Below are 18,136 nucleotides of genomic sequence, written 5' to 3'. Positions count from 1 at the left end.
CCGGTGGTGGCTGTAGGCGCAGTGGCGACGTTGGTCAAGCTGTTGTCGGCGAAGCGTTACACGCGCCCCGCCCACCACAGGCGCAGCCGCATGCCCCAGCCGGTGGTGTAGCCCACGGTGGTGTGGCGCAGCGTGCCGTCGGGGGCGAGCACGCTGAACACGGGCACGGCGCGCCAGCCGTGCTGGGCGGCGATGCGGCCATCGGGGTCGAGCACTGCCACCCACGGCAAGCCGCGCTGGCGCAGATAGGCCTGCACGGTGGCGGCGTCCCCCGATCGCGTGGCCAGGGTGACGACGGGGTGGTCTCGCGACAGGTCGGTGATGGTGCCTTCTTCGGCCCGGCAGATGCTGCACCACGTGGCCCAGACGTGCAGTGCCAGCGGGGCGTCGGGTGCGATGCCAGTCTGTGCCCGCAGGTCCTGCCAAGTGCCGCTGCCGCGGGTGCCGTCCGGTTGTACCCAGCTCAGCAGGCCGTCGTGCTGCCAGCGCTCGGGCGTGTCGCGTGTTTGCCACGCTTGCGCGCCCAGAAAAACGGCCAGTGCGATGACCACGGTCAGCGCCAGTTCGCGTAAGGTTTTGAGGGTACGACGCATGCTACATTGTGAGGGCATCCGAGGAGACCCCATGACCACGCCCACCAAGTATTTGCTCGACGAGGCCCAGTTGCCGAAGTTCTGGTACAACATTGCGGCCGATCTGCCCAAGGCACCGCCGCCCGTGCTGCACCCGGGCACGCTGCAACCCGTCGGCCCGGATGATCTGGCACCGCTGTTTCCGATGGAGCTGATTCTGCAAGAGGTCAGCACCGAGCGCGAGATCGAAATCCCCGAGCCGGTACGCGAGATTTACCGTCTGTGGCGCCCAGCCCCGCTGTACCGGGCACACCGGCTGGAAAAGGCGCTCGGCACGCCCGCCAAGATTTTCTACAAGTACGAGGGCGTCAGCCCCGCGGGCAGCCACAAGCCCAACACTGCCGTGCCGCAGGCGTTCTATAACGCGCAGGCGGGCACCAAGCGGCTGACCACCGAGACCGGCGCGGGCCAGTGGGGTACGTCGCTGTCGTTTGCGGGGCAGCTCTTCGGGCTGGAGGTGCTGGTATTCCAAGTCCGGGTTAGCTGTCAGGTCCCGGACGATTGCATTGATCCGCGACGTCGTGCATTATTCATAGGTCGCGAGACGATGCGTGAGCTGATCGAGGAGCTACGGAGGCAAAAGTCATGATGGTTCGACTGCACAAGAACGCCACCACGACCCCTGCGACCCGGCGCTACATCCAAAGCTCGAACCTGCCGGTGAGGCGTCTTGCCCGGGAACTCGGGGTGTCGGAGGACACCATCCGACGCTGGAAGAAACGCACCGACGTCGAAGATCGTCCGCACACGGCGCACCGTCTGCAGACGAACCTGACCCCGTTTCAGGAGGCGGTCGTGGTGGAGCTGCGCAGGACCTTGATGCTGCCTCTGGACGACCTGCTGGCTGTGGTTCGTGAGTTCATCACGCCGAACGTCTCTCGATCTGGCCTGGATCGCTGCCTGCGCCGCCACGGCGTCGGTTCGCTCAAGGCCCTGCAGCCCAAAGCGGAAAAGCCTGGGCACAAACCCTTCAAGTCCTATGAGCCGGGGTTCGTGCATCTGGACGTGAAGTACCTGCCGCAGATGCCCGACGAGGACAAACGCCGCTACCTCTTCGTGGCCATCGACCGGGCGACGCGCTGGGTGTTCGTGGCCATCTACCCGGAGAAGACAGCCGCCAACGCCCGGCGCTTTCTGAGCTCGCTCATCGAGGCGGCCCCCTTTCGTCTGCACACGATCCTCACCGACAACGGCAAGGAATTCACCGACCGCTTCATCACCCGGGGAGAGCGCACCCCCACGGGAGCACATGCCTTCGATGAACTGTGCCAGGCGCTCGACATCGAGCATCGGCTGACCAAACCGCGCCGCCCGCAGACGAACGGCATGGTCGAGCGCTTCAATGGGCGCATCAGCGAGGTACTCGCCACCCATCGCTTCGACAGCCGCGAAGCGCTGGAGGCAACGATTCATCGCTACGTCTGGCTGTACAATCACCACATCCCCCAGAAAGCCCTGGGACATGTCCCGCCCATCGAGGCCATGAAAAGATGGTACAAAGAAAAACCGGAACTTTTCATAAAAGTGCCACGTAATCGTCCGGGACCTGACAGTTAGCTACGACCAAAAGCCGTATCGCCGCGCGGTGATGGAGACCTACGGCGCGCGCTGCTTGCCGTCGCCGTCGACCGAGACCGAGTACGGCCGGCGCGTGCTGGCGCAGCGGCCCGACCACCCGGGCAGCCTGGGCATCGCCATCTCCGAAGCGGTGGAGCTGGCCGCGCAGCGCGACGACACCAAGTACGCGCTGGGGTCGGTACTCAACCACGTGCTGCTGCACCAAACCGTGATCGGGCTGGAGGCGATGGAGCAGCTGCAAATGGCCGATGCCTGGCCGGACGTGATCGTCGGCGCGACCGGTGGCGGCAGCAATTTTGCGGGCATTGCATTCCCGTTCATTGGTCACGGCCTGCGCGGTGGGGCCAAGCCGCGCGTGGTGGCGGTGGAGCCGGCGGCGTGTCCGTCACTGACACGCGGCAAGTACGCCTATGACTTTGGCGACACTGCGCACCTGACGCCGCTGACCAAAATGCACACGCTCGGCTCGACTTTCACGCCGCCGCCGTTTCATGCGGGCGGGCTACGCTACCACGGTATGGCACCGCTGGTGTCACACCTCAAGGAGCTGGGCTTGATCGAGGCCGTGGCCTACACCCAGACCCAGTGTTTCGAGGCGGGCGTGCTGTTTGCACGCGCTGAAGGGATCGTGCCGGCACCGGAGGCCAACCACGCCGTCAAGGGTGCGATCGAGGAAGCGTTGCGCTGTAAGCGCGAGGGGCGCAGCGAAACGATTCTGTTCAACCTATGCGGGCATGGTCACTTCGATATGGCGGCGTACCAGAAATATTTCGCGGGTGAGCTGAAGGACGAAACCTACGACGAGCGCGAGCTGGCGATGGCGTTGTCGGGGCTGCCCAGTGTGCCTGAGCCGGTCTGAAGGCGTGTGCGGGCGGCTGGATCAAGCTCGAACGACCTCTAGCAAGCGATCCAGCCCGCCCATGTCGATGGCCACATGGGCGAGCTCGCGCACCTTGGGCTTGGCGCGGTAGGCCACTGACAGGCCAGCGGCGGCCATCATTTCCAGGTCGTTGGCGCCATCGCCCATGGCGATGGCCTGTTGCGGTGTGCAGCCGATCAGGTCGCACGCCTGCAGCAGGGTGTGGCGCTTCTGTGCGCCGTCGCAGATGTCACCCCAGTGTTGATCGAGCAGCCGCCCGGTGAGGCGGCCATCGACGATTTCGAGCCGGTTGCTGCGCGCAAAGTCCAGCGCCAGCCGCTCACGCAGCCGGTCGGTGAAGAAGGTAAAGCCCCCGCTGACGAGCAGCACTTTCAACCCTGCGCCTTTGCAAGCGAGCACGAGGTCGGCCGCGCCGGGGTTGAGTTTGAGGCGTTGGCGGTAGACGTGCTCCAGATGCTCGACCGACACGCCCGCGAGCAGCGCCACGCGGCGGCGCAGGCTTTCCTTGTAGTCGGTGATTTCGCCGCGCATGGCCGCCTCGGTAATGGCGGCGACTTCGGCCTTGCGCCCCGCGGCATCGGCGATTTCGTCCACGCACTCGATGTTGATGAGCGTGGAGTCCATGTCGAAGGCAATGAGCTTGAAGTCGCGCAGACGCAGGGGCCGGGTGATGCCCCGCACGCTCAGGCCGGGGGCAATTTCGGTGCGGTCGGTCATGGTGGGGTGTCAGGATACAGGGTTCAAAAGGCGACGTAGCGCCCGGGGCGGTGGTTGATGGCGAGCGTCACGTTCATCAGCGCCGCGGCCAGCACCGACAGTGCCAGGCGCGGGGCGTCGAGCAGTGGCCAAGAGGCAAGCAAAATGGCCCCATCGATGCCCAGTTGCACCACGCCCGCGCGCCAGCCAAAGCGCTCTTGCAGCCACAGCACCAGGGTATTGAAGCCACCCAGGCTGGCGCGGTGGCGAAACAGAATGATGAAGCCCACGCCCACCAGCAGGCCGCCCGCCACCGCGGCAAACACTGGGTGCACATGTCGCAGCCCGATCCAGTGCGGCATGGCCTCGGTCAGCGCCCCCAGCAGGGCGACAGCCAGTACGGTCTTGAGCGTGAACGCGGTGCCCATGCGTACCCAGGCCAGCGCGTAGAACGGCAGGTTGATGGCAAACACCAGCGGGCCAAACGGCAGCCCGCTGGCGTAGTGCGCCAAAAAAGCTAGCCCTACCGTGCCGCCAGTGACCAAGCCGGCGTGGCGAAACAGCACCAGACCGAGGGCCACGAGCAGGGTGCCGGTGAGCAGAGCTTGTGCGTCATCCAGCCAGGTGTGGCGTTGCACCGGAAAGGGCAGGCCGTGGGTTGCATCAGAGGGTGGTGGCGCGGTGGGCTTCATGCCGTGGTCGCCTCCAGCGGCTGGCCCAGCGAACGCAGCACGTCACGCGCCAGCTGCGCGCGCGCCGCCGGGTCGGGCAGGGCGCGTTCGATCTTGAGCCGCTCGTTGCCCGCCAGCTTGATGTGGCGGTTCTTCTGGATCAGCTCGATGATGCGCATCGGGTCGATGGGGGGCTGAGGCCGGAAGGTGATGAGGATGTGCGTGGGCGCAGCGTCGATCTTGAGCACGCCATAGCGCTCGGCCAGCACGCGCAGCCGGTGCACCTCGATCAGGTTTTGTGCGGCCGGGGGCAGCTTGCCAAAACGGTCGACGATTTCCTCCACCAGGCGTTCGAGCTGGTCGGCGTTTTTGGCCGACGCCAGCTTTTTGTAAAAGCTCAGCCGCAGGTGCACGTCGCCGCAGTAGTCTTGCGGCAGCAACGCGGGGGCGTGCAGGTTGATATCGGTGGCGACGGCCAGGGGTTTGAGCAGGTCGGGCTCCTTGCCCTCGCGCAGGCTGCGCACCGCCTCGGCCAGCATCTCGTTGTAGAGCTGAAAGCCGATTTCGGTGATATTGCCGCTTTGCGCATCGCCCAGCACTTCCCCCGCACCACGGATTTCCAGGTCGTGCATGGCCAAATAGAAGCCGCTGCCCAGCTCCTCCATCTGTTGGATGGCTTCCAGCCGTTGCGCGGCCTGCTTGGTCAGGGCCTCGATGTCGGGCACCAGCAGGTAGGCGTAGGCCTGGTGGTGGCTGCGTCCGACCCGGCCGCGCAGTTGGTGCAACTGTGCCAAGCCAAATTTGTCGGCGCGCGCGATGATGATGGTGTTGGCCGTGGGCACGTCGATGCCCGTTTCGATGATGGTCGAGCACAGCAGCAGGTTGAAGCGCTGCGCCACGAAGTCACGCATGACGCGCTCGAGTTCGCGCTCGGGCATCTGGCCGTGGGCGATGGCGATGCGCGCCTGCGGCAGCAGTTGCTCCAGCTTGGCGCGGCGGTTTTCGATCGTCTCCACCTCGTTGTGCAGGAAGTACACCTGCCCGCCGCGCTTGAACTCGCGCAGCACCGCCTCGCGGATGACGCCGGGGTTTTCTTCGCGCACGAAGGTCTTGATGGCCAGCCGCCGCTGCGGCGCGGTGGCAATCACGGACAAGTCGCGCAGGCCCTCCAGCGCCATGCCCAGCGTGCGCGGGATGGGGGTGGCGGTCAGCGTGAGTACGTCCACCTCGGCGCGCAGAGCCTTGATCGCTTCTTTGTGCCGCACGCCAAAGCGGTGCTCCTCGTCGATGATGAGCAGGCCCAGGTTTTTGAACTTCGTTTTCTCACTCAGCAGCTTGTGCGTGCCCACCACGATGTCGATGCTGCCGTTTTCCAGTCCTTGGAGGGCAGCAGTGATTTCTTTGGCCGTGCGAAAGCGGCTCATCTCGGCGATGCGTACCGGCCACTTGGCAAAGCGCTCCACCAGCGTTTGATAGTGCTGCTCGGCCAACAGCGTGGTGGGGGCCAGCATGGCCACCTGTTTGCCGCCCATGACGGCGACGAACGCGGCGCGCAGCGCCACCTCGGTCTTGCCAAAACCCACGTCCCCACACACCAGCCGGTCCATCGGGCGCGGGCTGATCATGTCTTGGATGACCGCATGGATGGCTGCGCGCTGATCGGGCGTTTCCTCGAAGCCGAAGTCGTTGGCGAATGCCTCATACGCTTGTGCGTCGAAGCGAAAGGCGTATCCCTGCCGGGCCGCGCGTCGGGCGTAGACGTCCAGCAGCTCGGCGGCAGTGTCGCGCACTTGCTCGGCCGCCTTGCGCCGGGCTTTGTCCCACTGGCCGCTGCCCAGGCGGTGCAGCGGGGCCTCGTCGGCGCTGACGCCCGTGTAGCGGCTAATCAGGTGCAGTTGCGACACCGGCACGTACAGCGTGGCTTGCTGCGCGTACTCCAGGTGCAAAAATTCTTGCAGCGCGGGGCTGCCGTCGGGGTTCTTCTCGCCCAGATCCAGATTGACCAGTCCCCGATAGCGGCCAATGCCATGCTGCGCGTGCACCACGGGGTCACCGATTTGCAGCTCGCTCAGGTCTTTGATGAGCGCCTCGACGTCGCTGGCTTGCTCCTGCTTGCGGCGTCGGCGCACGCTGGGGCTGGCGGCGAACAGCTCGGTCTCCGTGACCAGCTCGATGCCCGCTTCTGTCCAGGCAAACCCTGCCGCCAGCGGCCCGGTCGTGATGCCGAAGCGCTCGCCGCTGGCACGAAACGCGGCCAGATCGTCGAACACGGGCGGGCTCAAGCGGCTGGCGCGCAGCAGGTCGAGCAGGCTCTCGCGCCGTCCGTCACTGTCGGCTAGGATGAGCACACGCGCCGGGGTGCGCTGCAGGTGGGCGTGCAGCCGCTGCAGCGGGTCGTCGGCGCCGCGCTGGGCCGTCAAATCCGGCAGCGCCCCGATCACGCCCGACCACGCGCTGAGCGCCTCCTCGGCCGCAGCCGGACGAAGCGCCCATTGCGCGTAGGGTTTGGCGCGGGCGTAGAAGCCCTCGGCGTCCAGAAACAGCGCCTCGGGCGGCAGCACGGGCCGCTCGGGGTCGCCCTGCACCAGGCGGTAGCGCTCGCGCGTGTCCTGCCAAAAGCGCTGGAATGCGTCTTCCAGGTCGCCGTGCAGCACCAGCGTTGCATCGGGCCCCAGGTAGTCGAAGACGGTGGCCGTCTCCTCGAAAAAAAGCGGCAGGTAGTACTCGATGCCCGCGCTGGCGACGCCGTTGCCGATGTCTTTGTAGAGCCGGCTCTTGGTCGGGTCGCCGTCGAGCAGCTCGCGCCAGCGGGCGCGAAAGCGGGCGCGCGCCGCCTCGTCCATCGGAAACTCGCGCCCAGGCAGCAGCCGCACCTCCGGCACGGGGTACAGGCTGCGCTGGCTGTCGGGGTCGAAGGTGCGGATCGAGTCGATCTCGTCGTCGAACAGATCGACCCGGTACGGCATGGGCGAGCCCATGGGAAAAAGGTCGATCAGGCCACCGCGCACCGCGTATTCGCCCGGACTGACCACCTGGGCCACGTGCTGGTAGCCCGCCAGTGTGAGTTGCGCGCGCAGCCGCGCCTCGTCGAGCTTTTGGCCCGTTTTGAAATGAAAGGTGTAGGCGGCCAGAAACGACGGCGGCGCCAGTCGGTACAGCGCCGTGGTGGCCGGGATGAGGATGACATCGGCGCCGTCGTCGGCGCGGCGCTGCTGAATGCGCCACAGCGTGGCCAGCCGCTCCGAGATCAAGTCCTGGTGCGGCGAGAAGGTGTCGTAGGGCAGCGTTTCCCAGTCGGGAAAGAGCGCGCAGCGCAGCGATGGCTCGAAAAACGGCAGCTCGGCCAGCAGGCGCTGGGCGTCGCTCGCGTCGGCGGTGACGATGGCCGTCGGCCGGCCCGCCGCTTGGTCGCGGGCGGCCTGCGCGGCCAGCAGCAGCGCGTCGGCCGACGGGGCCGGGCGCGGCGACTGAAAGCGTTTTCCGGGGGTCAGGCGGGGCAGATCCATGAGGGGCCCGATTCTAGGGCGGCTGCGGCCGCCACGCGCGCCCGATGGGCGGCCTGTCCGCGGGTCGGATACGCGGATCGGATAATCGCACGCATGAATCTCACCGAACATACCCCGGCGGCGGTTTGGGCAGTCGAGCGCGCCGATGCCCCAGCGCGCTGTTTCGCCCTGGTGCCCGCAGCGGGCAGTGGCAGCCGCGCCGGCTTGGGCGCGCCCAAGCAGCATCACCGCTTGGCGGGGCGCCGGGTGTTGGACCACACGCTGGCGGCGCTGGCGGCGGTGCCCGCGATCGCGGGCATTGCCGTGGTGCTGGCGCCGGACGACGACAGCACGGTGGGCGACGGGCAGCGCGTGCGTGCATGGCGTGTGGGCGGTGCCTCGCGCGCCGAGAGCGTGGCCAATGGCCTGGCGGCGTTGGCCGAAGCCGGGGTGCGCGACCACGACTGGGTGCTGGTGCACGATGCGGCGCGCTGCCTGCTGCGCGCAGCGGACGTCGAGCGCTTGATCGCCGCTTGTGGTGACGACCCCGTCGGTGGTCTGCTGGCGGTGCCGCTGTCCGACACGCTCAAGCAGGCCGACGACGAGGGCTGGGTGCGCGCGACGCTGCCGCGCGAGGACAAGTGGCTAGCGCAGACGCCACAGATGTTTCGGTTGGGGCTGCTGCGCCGGGCGCTGGAGGCGCACCGCGCCCAGGGGTTCGCCGGTATCACTGACGAATCCAGCGCGGTCGAGGCGCTGGGCCACCGCCCATTGCTGGTGCGCGGCCACACGCACAATGTCAAGATCACTTATCCGGAGGACGTGACGATGGCGCAGTCGCTGCTAGGGCAGCCGCCCGCGCCCGACTGGCGCGTGGGTGAGGGGTGGGACGTGCACGCGCTGGTGCCAGGCCGCCCCCTGGTGTTGGGGGGCGTGACGATTCCGTATGACAAGGGGCTGCTGGGGCATTCGGACGCCGACGCGCTGCTGCATGCCATCACCGATGCCTTGCTCGGCGCGGCGGGTTTGGGCGATATCGGTACCTGGTTTCCCGACACCGATGTTCGCTTCGCGGGAGCGGATTCGGCGGCCTTGCTGCGGCACGCGTGCGACGCGGTGCGGGCGCGCGGCTGGCAGCCGGTCAACGTGGATGCGACCGTGATCGCGCAGGCACCGCGCCTCGCGCCGCACCGCAGTGCCATGCAGGCCCACATCGCGCGCTGCTTGGGCTTGCCGCTCGATGCGGTCAACGTCAAGGCCAAGACGGCCGAACGGCTGGGGCCGGTGGGGCAGGGGTTGAGCATCGAAGCGCGCGCCGTCGTGTTGGTGCAACGCAGCGGCGAGCGCTGAGGTCAGGGAGCCGTTGGCAGCCGCACGGTCACGGCCAGCCCGCCGCCGTCGGCGTTGCGCAGCTCGCACGTGCCACCCATGCGTTCGGCGCTGCGGCGCACGATCGCCAGCCCCAATCCACTGCCGGGCGTGGTGCGGGCGCTCTCGCCGCGAAAAAACGGCTCGGTCAGCCGCGGCAGCAGCGCCTCGTCCACGCCAGGCCCGTGGTCGCGCACCGTCAGCGCGATGTCGCGCTCGGTCGCGGTGGCCTCGATGTCGATCACCGCGCATCCGTCGGCACTGCGGCCGTGACGCACGGCGTTTTCCAGCAGGTTGCTCAGTATCCGCTGCAGGCCCGCGGCGTCGGCCAGCGGCTGCAACCCCTCGGGCACGTGGATGTGCAGTTGCACGTCGTCGCGCGGTCGGTAGGGGGCCACGGCGCGCTCCACGGTGGCGGCCAGCGGCACGGGTGCCAGCACGGTCGGTCGCTCGCGCGCGTAGTCCAGAAATTGCCCGATGATGGTGTCCACGTCGGCGATGTCGCTGGCCATGCGTTCGCGCGTGGGCGCGTCCGGCACGCCCATCTCGACCTCCAGTCGCAGCCGTGCCAGCGGCGTGCGCAAGTCGTGCGAGATGCCAGCCAGCATCAGGCGCCGATCGGCGTCGGCGCGGGCGAGTTGCTCGGCCATACGGTTGAAGGCGCGGTTGACACCCGCGATTTCACGCGTGGGCAGTGTCTCGTCCAAGCGCGCGCCGTCGAAGTCCCCCTCGCGCACGCGCGCGGCGGCCTGCGCCAGCCGTTGCAGAGGCTGGTTGATCAACCTCGTGATGATCACCGCTCCCACCAACGACAGCGCCAGCGCCGTGGCCAGCCACGCCAGCCACGTGCGCCCGCCCACGGCCTCCAGCCGCGAAGGGTCGGCCAGCAGCCAATAGTTTTGGCCTTCGATGGTAAATCCGATCCACAGGCCGTCGAAGCCGTTGACCTCGCGCGCGACGATGGTGCCAGGCCCCAGACGTTCGATGAGTGCCTGCGCCACCCGATGGCCCGAGGTGTTGGGCTCGAAAGGCCTGTGGATGTCTTCGGGTTCGCGCACGGCGATGCGCACGTTTTCCTCGTCCACCAGGGTTTTGACCAGCGCCACCCGGGCGATGGGGTCGGTATACAGGAGCGCCGCGCGCGTGAGGTTCACCAGCGACGCCAGCCCCTGCGCGCTTTGCAGCGCGCGCGGTTCTTGCTCCAGGGTACGGAACACCTGGAACCACGCCAACACGCTGAGCAGCAGCAGCCCCGCGAGCAGCAGAAAGTTGCGCCAGAACAGGCTCATTCAGTCATCCGGCACGAACATGTAGCCCACCCCCCAGACGGTTTGGATGTAGCGCGGGTTGGCCGGGTCGGGCTCGATGAGCTTGCGCAGGCGCGATACCTGCACGTCCAGGCTGCGGTCGAAGGGTTCGAACTCGCGCCCGCGGGCCAGTTGCGCCAGTTTGTCGCGTGACATGGGCTGGCGCGGATGCCGCACCAGTGCCTTGAGCATGGCGTATTCGCCGCTCGTCAGCGTGACTTCCTCGCCGTTGCGCGTGAGGCTGCGACGGCCCAGGTCGAACGTGTAGGGGCCAAAACGCACCACGGCCTTGTCCACGGCGGCGCCAGGCGGCTCCGGGGGTGGGCGCCGACGCAAAACGGCGTGGATGCGCGCCAGCAGCTCGCGCGGGTTGAAGGGCTTGGGCAGATAGTCATCTGCCCCCAACTCCAGTCCCACAATGCGGTCCACGTCCTCGCCCTTGGCCGTGAGCATGATGATGGGCGTGGCATCGCCCGCGGTGCGCAGGCGTCGACAGATCGACAGGCCATCCTCGCCAGGTAGCATCAGGTCGAGCACGATCAGGTCGGGCGTTTCGCGCTGCAGCAGGCGATCGAGCCGCTCGCCGTTTTCGGCCAGCAGCACCTCGAAGCCTTCCTGCTGCAGGTAGCGCTGCAACAGCTCGCGGATGCGCGCATCGTCGTCGACGATGATGAGACGGTGGGGGCGGCGCAAATTCATCGGCGTGGGTTCGATCGGCGAGGGACAACGAGACGGTAGCATAGCGGCTGTCGCCTTTGTGGGGCCGTCGTGCGGACCACAAGACGCCATTGCACCGATCCCATGCTCGACACCGCCTCACTCGCCACGGTCGTTGCGGCCCTCCCGACCCTCGCGCCCAGTGTTGCGCTGGGGGCGGCCGTCGGCTTGGTCATGGCGCTCACAGGGGCCGGTGGGGGCATTTTGGCCGTGCCGCTGCTGGTGTTCGGGCTGCACCTGCCGCTGCCGCAGGCGGCCCCGAGGGGCCTGATCGCGGTTGGCGCGGCCGCAGCGCTGGCTGCGGTGCTGGGGTTGCGCGAGGGGATCGTGCGTTACCGCGCGGCCGGGTTCATGGGTGCCTTTGGCGTGGCGCTGGCCCCCGTGGGGGTCTGGCTGGCGGCGCGGCTGCCGGCGACGCCGCTGCTGTTGGGCTTTGCCGCGCTGCTCATGTGGGTGTCGTGGCGGAGTTGGCGGCCCGCCAATGGCGCAGCGGCGGACGCGCCGGGCGGCATTTCCTGCCGACTCGACCCCGACGAGGGGCGCCTGCGCTGGACCGGACGTTGTGCCCAGGCGCTGGCAGCCACCGGGGCAACAGCGGGGCTGCTCAGTGGTCTGTTCGGTGTCGGTGGTGGCTTCGTCATTATTCCGGCTCTGCAGCGGGTCTCTGATTTGGATCTGCGCAGTATTCAGGCCACCTCGCTGACGGTCATCGCCCTCGTGTCGACCAGCGGCGTGGCAGCGGCAGCGGCCAGCGGTGCCCTGGACTGGAGCGTGGCCTTGCCGTTTGGCGCGGGGGCAGTGGCGGCGTTGCTGGCTGGGCGCCAAATGGCGCAGCACCTGCCTGCCCCCCTGCTGCGCCGCGCGTTCGGCGCGCTCACTTTCGTTGTCGCACTCATGATGCTGGCCCGCGCCTTGGGCTGGCGCCTGGGTTGACCACCATCAGGAGATGGATATGCCACGGTGCTCATCGCTGATTCGCCACGGGCTCGTGCTGCTCGCCACGACCGCTTCCCTGGCCGTGACGGCTCAAGCGCAGCCCCAAGCCCAGCCCCAAAACCAGCCCCACGGGCTGTCCGCGCCGCCCCAACGGGTGGTGCATTTGACCGCGCAAGCGGAGCAGCGGCTGCCCCATGACTGGGTGGTGCTGACGCTGTCGGCGCGCCACCAGGCTGCTGACGCCCGCACGGTGCAACATCAGTTGAACGATGCGGTGCAGCAGGCGCTGAGCCTGTGGCGTCCGCAGCTGCGCCCGGAATGGATCGAGGCCAGCACCGCCGGCATGAGTGTGCAGCCGCGCTACGGTCGCGAGGGCCAGATCGTCGGCTGGCAGGGCAGTGCCGAGCTGACGCTGCAAGGGCGCGACATGGCGGCAGTGGCGGCGTTGGCGCAGCAGGCCCCCGGGCTGACCGTGACGGCGGTGCGCATGATGCTGGCACGGGCCACCCAGCGCGCCGCCGAGGCCGCGCTACGCCAGCAGGCCATCGCGGCGTTTCGCCAGCAGGCCGACGAGGTGGCGCAGGCATTCGGCGCGCGCGGCTGGACGCTGCGCGAGGCGCACGTCAACCCCGCGCCGCTGCCCGCACCGGGCGAGCCGATCGCCATGCGCACCCTGGCAGCGTCACCCAGCGCAGAGGCGCTGCCGCTGCAACCGGGCTTGGCCTGGCTGCAGCTGACGGTGACGGGCAGCGTGGCGCTGGAGTAGGGCCGCGCTCACTGCGCCAGCCAACCGCCGTCCATGTTCCATGCCACCCCGCGCACGTTGTCGGCGGCGGGCGAGCAGAAAAATACCGCCAGCTCGCCTATTTCCTCGGGGGTGGTAAAGCGCATCGAGGGTTCTTTTTCGCCCAGCAGCAGGCGGGTGGCCTCCTCGATGCTCACGCCCAGCGCAGCGGCTTTGGCGTCGACCTGCTTTTGTACCAGCGGCGTCAGCACCCAGCCCGGGCAGATCGCGTTGCAGGTGACGCCCGTGGTCGCGGTCTCGAGCGCCACCACCTTGGTCAGGCCCACGATGCCGTGCTTGGCCGCCACGTACGCCGACTTATGTACCGACGCTACCAGCCCATGCACGGAGGCCACGTTGATGATGCGCCCCCAGTTGGCCGCGCGCATGGCAGGCAGTGCCAGCCGGGTGGTGTGGAAGGCGCTGCTGAGATTGATGGCGATGATCGCGTCCCAGCGCTCGACCGGAAACGCCTCGATCGGTGCCACGTGCTGGATACCGGCATTGTTGACCAGCACGTCCACCCGGCCGAAGCGCGCGGCCGCAGCCTGCATCATGTCCTCGATGTCGGCGGGCCGGCTCATGTCCGCCCCGTGGTAGAACACCTCCACGCCCAGGGCGGCTACCTCCGCGCAGGCTTGGTCGACGTCGCCAAAACCGTTGAGAACGATGTTCGCCCCCTGGCGCGCCAGCGCCTTGGCGATGCCCAGCCCGATACCGCTGGTCGATCCGGTGACGAGGGCGGTCTTGTCCTTCAGCATGGTGCGTGCTCCGTTTCCGATACGATGACGGCCGCATTATCCTATCCGTCACACACGAACAACGATATGGAACCGACGCTGCATCACTTGGTCGTCCCGGGACCGAGGGCCAAACACGGCGGACCGCGCCGCATCGCTTGGTGGGAATGGAATGCCACCGGCACCGCGGAGCCGGGGCATGTCGTGGTGTGCGTCCATGGGCTGACACGGCAGGCGCGCGATTTCGACGTGTTGGCGCGGGTGCTGGCGCCCCATGCTGCCGTGGTGTGTGTGGACGTGGCTGGGCGCGGACACAGCGACTGGCTCGAAGACCCGATGGCCTACCAGATACCGACCTATGTCAACGATCTGGCGGTGCTGCTGGCGCATCTGCGGCAACGCCACGCCGCCGCCACGGGAACGGCCGAACCGTACGCGCTGGGCATCGACTGGGTGGGCACCAGCATGGGCGGCTTGATCGGTATGGCGTTGGCGTCGCAGCCCGCCATCGGCTTGCGGCGGCTGGTGCTCAACGACGTCGGGCCGGTCATCGAGCCCCAGTCGCTCGAGCGCATCGCGCAGTACGTGGGCGTGCAGCCGGTCTTTCCCAGCGAGCAGGCGGCTGCCGACGCCCTGTGGCAGATTTCGCGCTCGTTCGGGCCGCACACGCCCGAGCAGTGGCTGGCGCTGACGCGCCCGATGCTGCGACCGGTCGAAGGCGGTTGGACACTGCATTACGACCCCGCGATCGCGGTGCCGTTTCGCGCCATGCTCGAGGCCCAGCGTGCGGCGCAGGCGGCAGATTCGCAAGCCACCCAGTGGCAGGACAGCGCCCGGCAGGCCGGCGAGGCGGCCTTGTGGGCGATGTATGACGCCATCACCTGCCCGACCCTGCTGCTGCGTGGGGCTGAGTCAGACCTGCTGTCGCGTGAGACGGCGCTGGCGATGACCCTGCGCGGGCCGCGTGCACGCTTGGTGGAGTTCGAGGGTGTGGGGCACGCGCCGACGCTGGTGCAGCCAGAGCAGGTGCAAGTGGTGGCGGACTTTTTGCTCGCGCCATGATCAGCCACAGCCAAGCCCATGGCCCGGCTCAGGCCGAGGCAACGGCGATCACTGCTGCATTGGGGGGACCCAGCGCGGACGATGGGCGCACCTTGCCGCGGGCGCGCGCATTCGCCGAGCCGCTGCTCAGCGGCGAGGTGCTCGACACGGGCGAGCCCGTGCTGGCCCACGCCGACGCCGTGGTGCAGATTTTGGAGCGCATCGGCGGCACGCCCGACCTACAGGCTTGCGTCTACCTGGTCTATGCCAGCCCGTTTCTGGCGCGCCCGCGCGAGATGATCGCCAAGGCCTTTGGCGCCGCCAACGCCGACGTGGCCATCGAGACCAGCAAGCTGATCCAGTTGCAGCGCCAGGCTCGCGCACGGGCCAGCGCCGCGGAGGCGGGCACCCCGTCGGGATCGGGGCGTGGCGCACCCTCGGCGCTCGCCGCAGCGCAGACCGAAAACGTGCGCAAGATGCTGCTGGCATTCTCGCGCGACCTGCGTGTGGTGCTGCTGCGGCTGGCCTCGCGCTTGCAGACCTTGCGCTACTGCGCCGCGACCCGGCAGCCGCCCAGCCCCGCGCTGGCCGCGGAGTCGCTGCACGTGTTTGCGCCGCTGGCCAACCGACTGGGCATCTGGCCGCTCAAGTGGGAACTGGAAGACCTGGCATTTCGCTTTCTGGAGCCAGATACCTACAAAGAAATCGCCCGCTTGCTCGACGAAAAGCGCGTCGAGCGCGAAAGCCATGTCGAGCAGGTGCGCCAATACCTAGAGCGCGAACTGGCGGCGCTTGGCTTGCAGGCGCAAGTGCAAGGTCGCCCCAAGCACATCTACAGCATCGTCAAAAAGATGCGCGGCAAGGGGCTGGCGTTCGACCAGTTGTATGACTTGCGGGCGCTGCGCGTGATCGTCGAGACGGTCGATGAGTGCTACCGCGTGCTGGCCTGGGTGCATGAGCATTTTCAGCCCGTGCCCGAGGAGTTCGACGACTACATCGCGCGGCCCAAGCCCAACGGCTACCAGTCGCTGCACACCGTGGTGCGCGACGAGCAGGGCCGCGCGTTCGAAATCCAGATCCGCACCCGCGCCATGCACGAGCACGCCGAACACGGCGTGGCCGCCCACTGGGCGTACAAAGAGGCCGGCACCAAAGGGTACGCGGGCGTGACGGCCGCCTCGTCCTACGATGCCAAGATTGCCGTGCTGCGCCAGCTGCTGGCGTGGCAGCGCGACTTGAGCGGCCTGTCGCACGGCTTGTTCGACGATCACATCTACGTGCTGACGCCGCAGGCGGCGATCGTCGAGCTGCCGCAGGGTGCGACACCGGTCGACTTCGCCTACGCCGTGCACACCGACCTGGGCCACCGCTGCCGGGGTGCGCGCGTGGACGGGCAGATGGTGCCGCTCAACACCCCCTTGGCCAATGGGCAGACGGTGGAGATCATCGCTGCCAAAGAGGGCGGCCCGTCGCGTGACTGGCTCAACCCCGAGGCGGGCTACCTGGTCAGCCACCGCGCCAAGGCCAAGGTGCGTGCCTGGTTCAATGCGCAGGCGGCGGCCGACAATATCGCGCGCGGGCGCGAGCAGGTCGAGCGGCTGTTGCAGCGCGAGGGCAAAACCGCCGTCAAGTTGGAGGAGTTGGCCCTTGCTTTGGGATTCGATAGCCCGGATGCGCTGTTCGAGGCCGTGGGCAAAGAAGCGCTCACCCTGCGCGCCGTCGAGCAGGCCCTGCATCCGGCCGAGCCGGTGGCGCCACCCGAGACCTTGCCGCTCAAAAAGGCGCGCAGCGGCACCGCCGGGCCCCAAGGCGGGGTGCTGGTGATGGGCGTGGGCTCGCTGATGACGACGCTGGCGCGCTGCTGCAAGCCCGCGCCACCCGATGAAATCCGCGGGTTTGTGACGCGCGGCAAGGGCGTGAGCGTCCATCGCGCCGACTGTCCCGACTTTCAGGCACTCGCGCGGCGACAGCCCGGGCGGGTCATCGAGGTCGCGTGGTCAGGCGCGGTATCCACGGGGCCCCACGCGCCCACCTACGCGGTGGATGTGGGCGTGCAAGCCCTGGATCGCCAGGGCCTGCTGCGCGATATTTCAGAAGCGTTCGCGCGCGAGAAGATCAACGTCATCGGTGTGCAGACGCAGTCGGTCAAGGGGGTGGCGTGGATGACGTTTACCGTCGAGGTCAGCGACGCCACCCGGGTCAGCCGGGTCATGGCCGTGCTGTCGGACGTCGCTGGCGTGCAAAAAGTCTGGCGACGTTGACGCATGCCCGGTGAAGGCCCGTTTTTGCGCTATACTCTCGGTTCTGTCGACGCATCGATGCGATGGTTGACGACGATAGGCGCGTAGCTCAGCTGGTTAGAGCACCACCTTGACATGGTGGGGGTCGTTGGTTCGAGTCCAATCGCGCCTACCAATGGGGGCAATAAATACGCCGTCCGACATGGCATGCCCCGTTGCGAAAATCCCTCCCCGTCGTTTGAACCGCTGCGACAAAGTCTCGTGAGCGCTAAGGACTCGGCGCCCGACGGGCAGGCAGTTCACATGGCTGCTCCCGCCGCCCAAGAGTGTGACGTCTTTGCGTGGCTGGCCCCATAATACGGGCCGGAAATTGCAAAGGATGACCCATGGGCGCAACGGCTGGCGAGATGAGCTGGGAAGAGATCAAAGCCCTCTTTCGTGAGACGGACCGCAGGTTCCGGGAAAGCGACCGCAAGTTCCAGGAGACCGAACGTCTGCTCAAAGAGCGTTCGGAAGAAACCGACCGCAAGTTCCAAGAGACGCGCGAGCTACTCGATCGCCTCTCACGCCGCTTTGGCGACCTGGGCAACCGCCTGGGCGAGTTCGTCGAGGCGATGGTCGAGCCTGCACTGGTGGACCTCTTTCGGGCGCGCGGGCTCGATGTCAGCGAGGTCCATCGCCGCGTGACCTCGCGTCGGGGTGGCGAGGCGATCGAGATCGACCTCTTGGTGGTCGACGGCGACACCGCGGTCGCGGTCGAGTGCAAAAGCCGCTTGACCAAAGAGGAAGTCGAGCGGCATGTTGAACGGATGAACAAATTCAAGCGGCTGCTGCCCAAATATGCTGACATGCGCATTCATGGCGCAGTGGCTGGGATGGTGGTCGATGAGGATGCGGTCGAGGCGGCACAGACTGCGGGGCTCTGGGTGTTAGCGCAGTCGGGCGAGACGGTGGCGCTGCGCAACGCCCCCGACTTCAGTCCGCGGGTGTGGTAAAAAAGGGGTTGGTGACGAGAGCCGTCAGCGGCTGCGGCACGAGACATCCCCAGCCATGGCCCAATA

The 18,136-nt window shown here is 67.7% G+C and carries 16 protein-coding genes and 1 tRNA gene; 10 read left to right on the top strand and 7 right to left on the bottom strand.

The window, feature by feature from the left end; genetic code table 11:
• Positions 1-56: 56 nt before the first annotated feature.
• On the bottom strand, positions 57-593 hold the full coding sequence (locus tag ACPYIS_RS12000; protein WP_424859067.1) for a redoxin family protein: 537 nt from the start codon (positions 591-593) through the stop codon (positions 57-59).
• A 31-nt stretch (positions 594-624) separates the two neighbouring features.
• On the opposite strand from ACPYIS_RS12000, the gene ACPYIS_RS11995 reads away from it, so the two are divergent.
• Genes ACPYIS_RS11995 through ACPYIS_RS11985 form a run of 3 tightly spaced genes read left to right on the top strand, consistent with a single transcriptional unit; the run spans position 625 to position 3,069 of the window.
• Positions 625-1,221 (top strand): pyridoxal-phosphate dependent enzyme, encoded by a 597-nt coding sequence (locus tag ACPYIS_RS11995; protein WP_425973630.1) that lies wholly within the window; start codon positions 625-627, stop codon positions 1,219-1,221.
• Positions 1,218-2,189, top strand: a complete 972-nt coding sequence (locus ACPYIS_RS11990) for an IS481 family transposase (protein WP_424894580.1) — start codon at positions 1,218-1,220, stop codon at positions 2,187-2,189. Before ACPYIS_RS11995 ends, ACPYIS_RS11990 begins: the two co-directional genes overlap by 4 nt.
• 31 nt (positions 2,190-2,220) lie before the next feature.
• Positions 2,221-3,069 (top strand): TrpB-like pyridoxal phosphate-dependent enzyme, encoded by an 849-nt coding sequence (locus tag ACPYIS_RS11985; protein WP_424894714.1) that lies wholly within the window; start codon positions 2,221-2,223, stop codon positions 3,067-3,069.
• Positions 3,070-3,090: 21 nt separating this feature from the next.
• On the opposite strand, the gene serB is transcribed toward ACPYIS_RS11985, so the two are convergent.
• Genes serB through mfd form a run of 3 tightly spaced genes read right to left on the bottom strand, consistent with a single transcriptional unit; the run spans position 3,091 to position 7,963 of the window.
• Complete coding sequence (gene serB / locus ACPYIS_RS11980) at positions 3,091-3,807, bottom strand: phosphoserine phosphatase SerB (protein WP_424894713.1); 717 nt, start codon at positions 3,805-3,807, stop codon at positions 3,091-3,093.
• A gap of 23 nt (positions 3,808-3,830) precedes the next feature.
• A complete protein-coding gene (locus tag ACPYIS_RS11975) occupies positions 3,831-4,478 on the bottom strand; it encodes a YitT family protein (protein WP_299021421.1) in 648 nt (215 codons plus the stop codon).
• Complete coding sequence (gene mfd, locus ACPYIS_RS11970; protein WP_424859070.1) at positions 4,475-7,963, bottom strand: transcription-repair coupling factor; 3,489 nt, start codon at positions 7,961-7,963, stop codon at positions 4,475-4,477. Before mfd ends, ACPYIS_RS11975 begins: the two co-directional genes overlap by 4 nt.
• A gap of 93 nt (positions 7,964-8,056) precedes the next feature.
• On the opposite strand from mfd, the gene ispD reads away from it, so the two are divergent.
• On the top strand, positions 8,057-9,292 hold the full coding sequence (gene ispD, locus ACPYIS_RS11965; RefSeq protein ID WP_424859071.1) for a 2-C-methyl-D-erythritol 4-phosphate cytidylyltransferase: 1,236 nt from the start codon (positions 8,057-8,059) through the stop codon (positions 9,290-9,292).
• Between the two features lie 2 nt (positions 9,293-9,294).
• Here ispD and ACPYIS_RS11960 read toward each other — a convergent pair whose 3' ends face one another.
• Together ACPYIS_RS11960 and ompR are read right to left on the bottom strand one after the other, a co-directional pair.
• Positions 9,295-10,599 (bottom strand): ATP-binding protein, encoded by a 1,305-nt coding sequence (locus ACPYIS_RS11960; RefSeq protein WP_424859072.1) that lies wholly within the window; start codon positions 10,597-10,599, stop codon positions 9,295-9,297.
• Positions 10,600-11,316, bottom strand: a complete 717-nt coding sequence (gene ompR, locus ACPYIS_RS11955; protein ID WP_424859073.1) for a two-component system response regulator OmpR — start codon at positions 11,314-11,316, stop codon at positions 10,600-10,602. It abuts the gene before it with no gap.
• 102 nt (positions 11,317-11,418) lie between these two features.
• Between ompR and ACPYIS_RS11950 the strand changes: the two genes are divergently transcribed.
• Together ACPYIS_RS11950 and ACPYIS_RS11945 are read left to right on the top strand one after the other, a co-directional pair.
• Positions 11,419-12,267 (top strand): sulfite exporter TauE/SafE family protein, encoded by an 849-nt coding sequence (locus ACPYIS_RS11950; protein WP_424894711.1) that lies wholly within the window; start codon positions 11,419-11,421, stop codon positions 12,265-12,267.
• Between the two features lie 19 nt (positions 12,268-12,286).
• Positions 12,287-13,036 (top strand): SIMPL domain-containing protein, encoded by a 750-nt coding sequence (locus ACPYIS_RS11945; protein WP_424859074.1) that lies wholly within the window; start codon positions 12,287-12,289, stop codon positions 13,034-13,036.
• A gap of 8 nt (positions 13,037-13,044) precedes the next feature.
• On the opposite strand, the gene ACPYIS_RS11940 is transcribed toward ACPYIS_RS11945, so the two are convergent.
• A complete protein-coding gene (locus ACPYIS_RS11940; protein WP_424859075.1) occupies positions 13,045-13,815 on the bottom strand; it encodes a 3-hydroxybutyrate dehydrogenase in 771 nt (256 codons plus the stop codon).
• Positions 13,816-13,881: 66 nt separating this feature from the next.
• Here ACPYIS_RS11940 and ACPYIS_RS11935 point away from each other — a divergent pair, with 66 nt between their 5' ends.
• The 4 genes from ACPYIS_RS11935 (at position 13,882) to ACPYIS_RS11920 (ending at position 18,070) form a co-directional block, all read left to right on the top strand.
• The gene (locus ACPYIS_RS11935; protein WP_299021445.1) at positions 13,882-14,856 is read left to right on the top strand and encodes an alpha/beta fold hydrolase; all 975 of its coding nucleotides are present in this window, start codon (positions 13,882-13,884) and stop codon (positions 14,854-14,856) included.
• Positions 14,853-17,096 (top strand): RelA/SpoT family protein, encoded by a 2,244-nt coding sequence (locus tag ACPYIS_RS11930; protein ID WP_424859076.1) that lies wholly within the window; start codon positions 14,853-14,855, stop codon positions 17,094-17,096. Before ACPYIS_RS11935 ends, ACPYIS_RS11930 begins: the two co-directional genes overlap by 4 nt.
• Before the next feature lie 77 nt (positions 17,097-17,173).
• Positions 17,174-17,250: transfer RNA gene (locus ACPYIS_RS11925), tRNA-Val, on the top strand.
• Positions 17,251-17,461: 211 nt separating this feature from the next.
• Positions 17,462-18,070, top strand: a complete 609-nt coding sequence (locus ACPYIS_RS11920; RefSeq protein ID WP_424859077.1) for a hypothetical protein — start codon at positions 17,462-17,464, stop codon at positions 18,068-18,070.
• Positions 18,071-18,136 lie beyond the last annotated feature (66 nt).

Origin of the sequence: Tepidimonas sp. HKU78 (genome assembly GCF_049860815.1) — a bacterium.
Classification (GTDB): Bacteria; Pseudomonadota; Gammaproteobacteria; order Burkholderiales; family Burkholderiaceae_C; genus Tepidimonas.
The sequence above is the reverse complement of the archived record's forward strand: the minus strand, read 5'-3'. Positions and strand labels throughout refer to the sequence as shown.

Excerpts from the sequence above, each read along its gene's own strand:
- ACPYIS_RS11920 (WP_424859077.1), top strand. The coding sequence starts at position 17,462 with ATGGGCGCAACGGCTGGCGAGATGAGCTGGGAAGAGATCAAAGCCCTC.
- ACPYIS_RS11990 (WP_424894580.1), top strand. The coding sequence starts at position 1,218 with ATGATGGTTCGACTGCACAAGAACGCCACCACGACCCCTGCGACCCGG.
- ACPYIS_RS11940 (WP_424859075.1), bottom strand. The coding sequence starts at position 13,815 with ATGCTGAAGGACAAGACCGCCCTCGTCACCGGATCGACCAGCGGTATC.
- ACPYIS_RS11930 (WP_424859076.1), top strand. The coding sequence starts at position 14,853 with ATGATCAGCCACAGCCAAGCCCATGGCCCGGCTCAGGCCGAGGCAACG.
- ACPYIS_RS11985 (WP_424894714.1), top strand. The coding sequence starts at position 2,221 with ATGGAGACCTACGGCGCGCGCTGCTTGCCGTCGCCGTCGACCGAGACC.
- serB (WP_424894713.1), bottom strand. The coding sequence starts at position 3,807 with ATGACCGACCGCACCGAAATTGCCCCCGGCCTGAGCGTGCGGGGCATC.
- ompR (WP_424859073.1), bottom strand. The coding sequence starts at position 11,316 with ATGAATTTGCGCCGCCCCCACCGTCTCATCATCGTCGACGACGATGCG.
- ACPYIS_RS11995 (WP_425973630.1), top strand. The coding sequence starts at position 625 with ATGACCACGCCCACCAAGTATTTGCTCGACGAGGCCCAGTTGCCGAAG.
- ACPYIS_RS11935 (WP_299021445.1), top strand. The coding sequence starts at position 13,882 with ATGGAACCGACGCTGCATCACTTGGTCGTCCCGGGACCGAGGGCCAAA.
- ACPYIS_RS11950 (WP_424894711.1), top strand. The coding sequence starts at position 11,419 with ATGCTCGACACCGCCTCACTCGCCACGGTCGTTGCGGCCCTCCCGACC.
- ACPYIS_RS11975 (WP_299021421.1), bottom strand. The coding sequence starts at position 4,478 with ATGAAGCCCACCGCGCCACCACCCTCTGATGCAACCCACGGCCTGCCC.
- ACPYIS_RS11960 (WP_424859072.1), bottom strand. The coding sequence starts at position 10,599 with ATGAGCCTGTTCTGGCGCAACTTTCTGCTGCTCGCGGGGCTGCTGCTG.
- ACPYIS_RS12000 (WP_424859067.1), bottom strand. The coding sequence starts at position 593 with ATGCGTCGTACCCTCAAAACCTTACGCGAACTGGCGCTGACCGTGGTC.
- ACPYIS_RS11945 (WP_424859074.1), top strand. The coding sequence starts at position 12,287 with ATGCCACGGTGCTCATCGCTGATTCGCCACGGGCTCGTGCTGCTCGCC.
- ispD (WP_424859071.1), top strand. The coding sequence starts at position 8,057 with ATGAATCTCACCGAACATACCCCGGCGGCGGTTTGGGCAGTCGAGCGC.
- mfd (WP_424859070.1), bottom strand. The coding sequence starts at position 7,963 with ATGGATCTGCCCCGCCTGACCCCCGGAAAACGCTTTCAGTCGCCGCGC.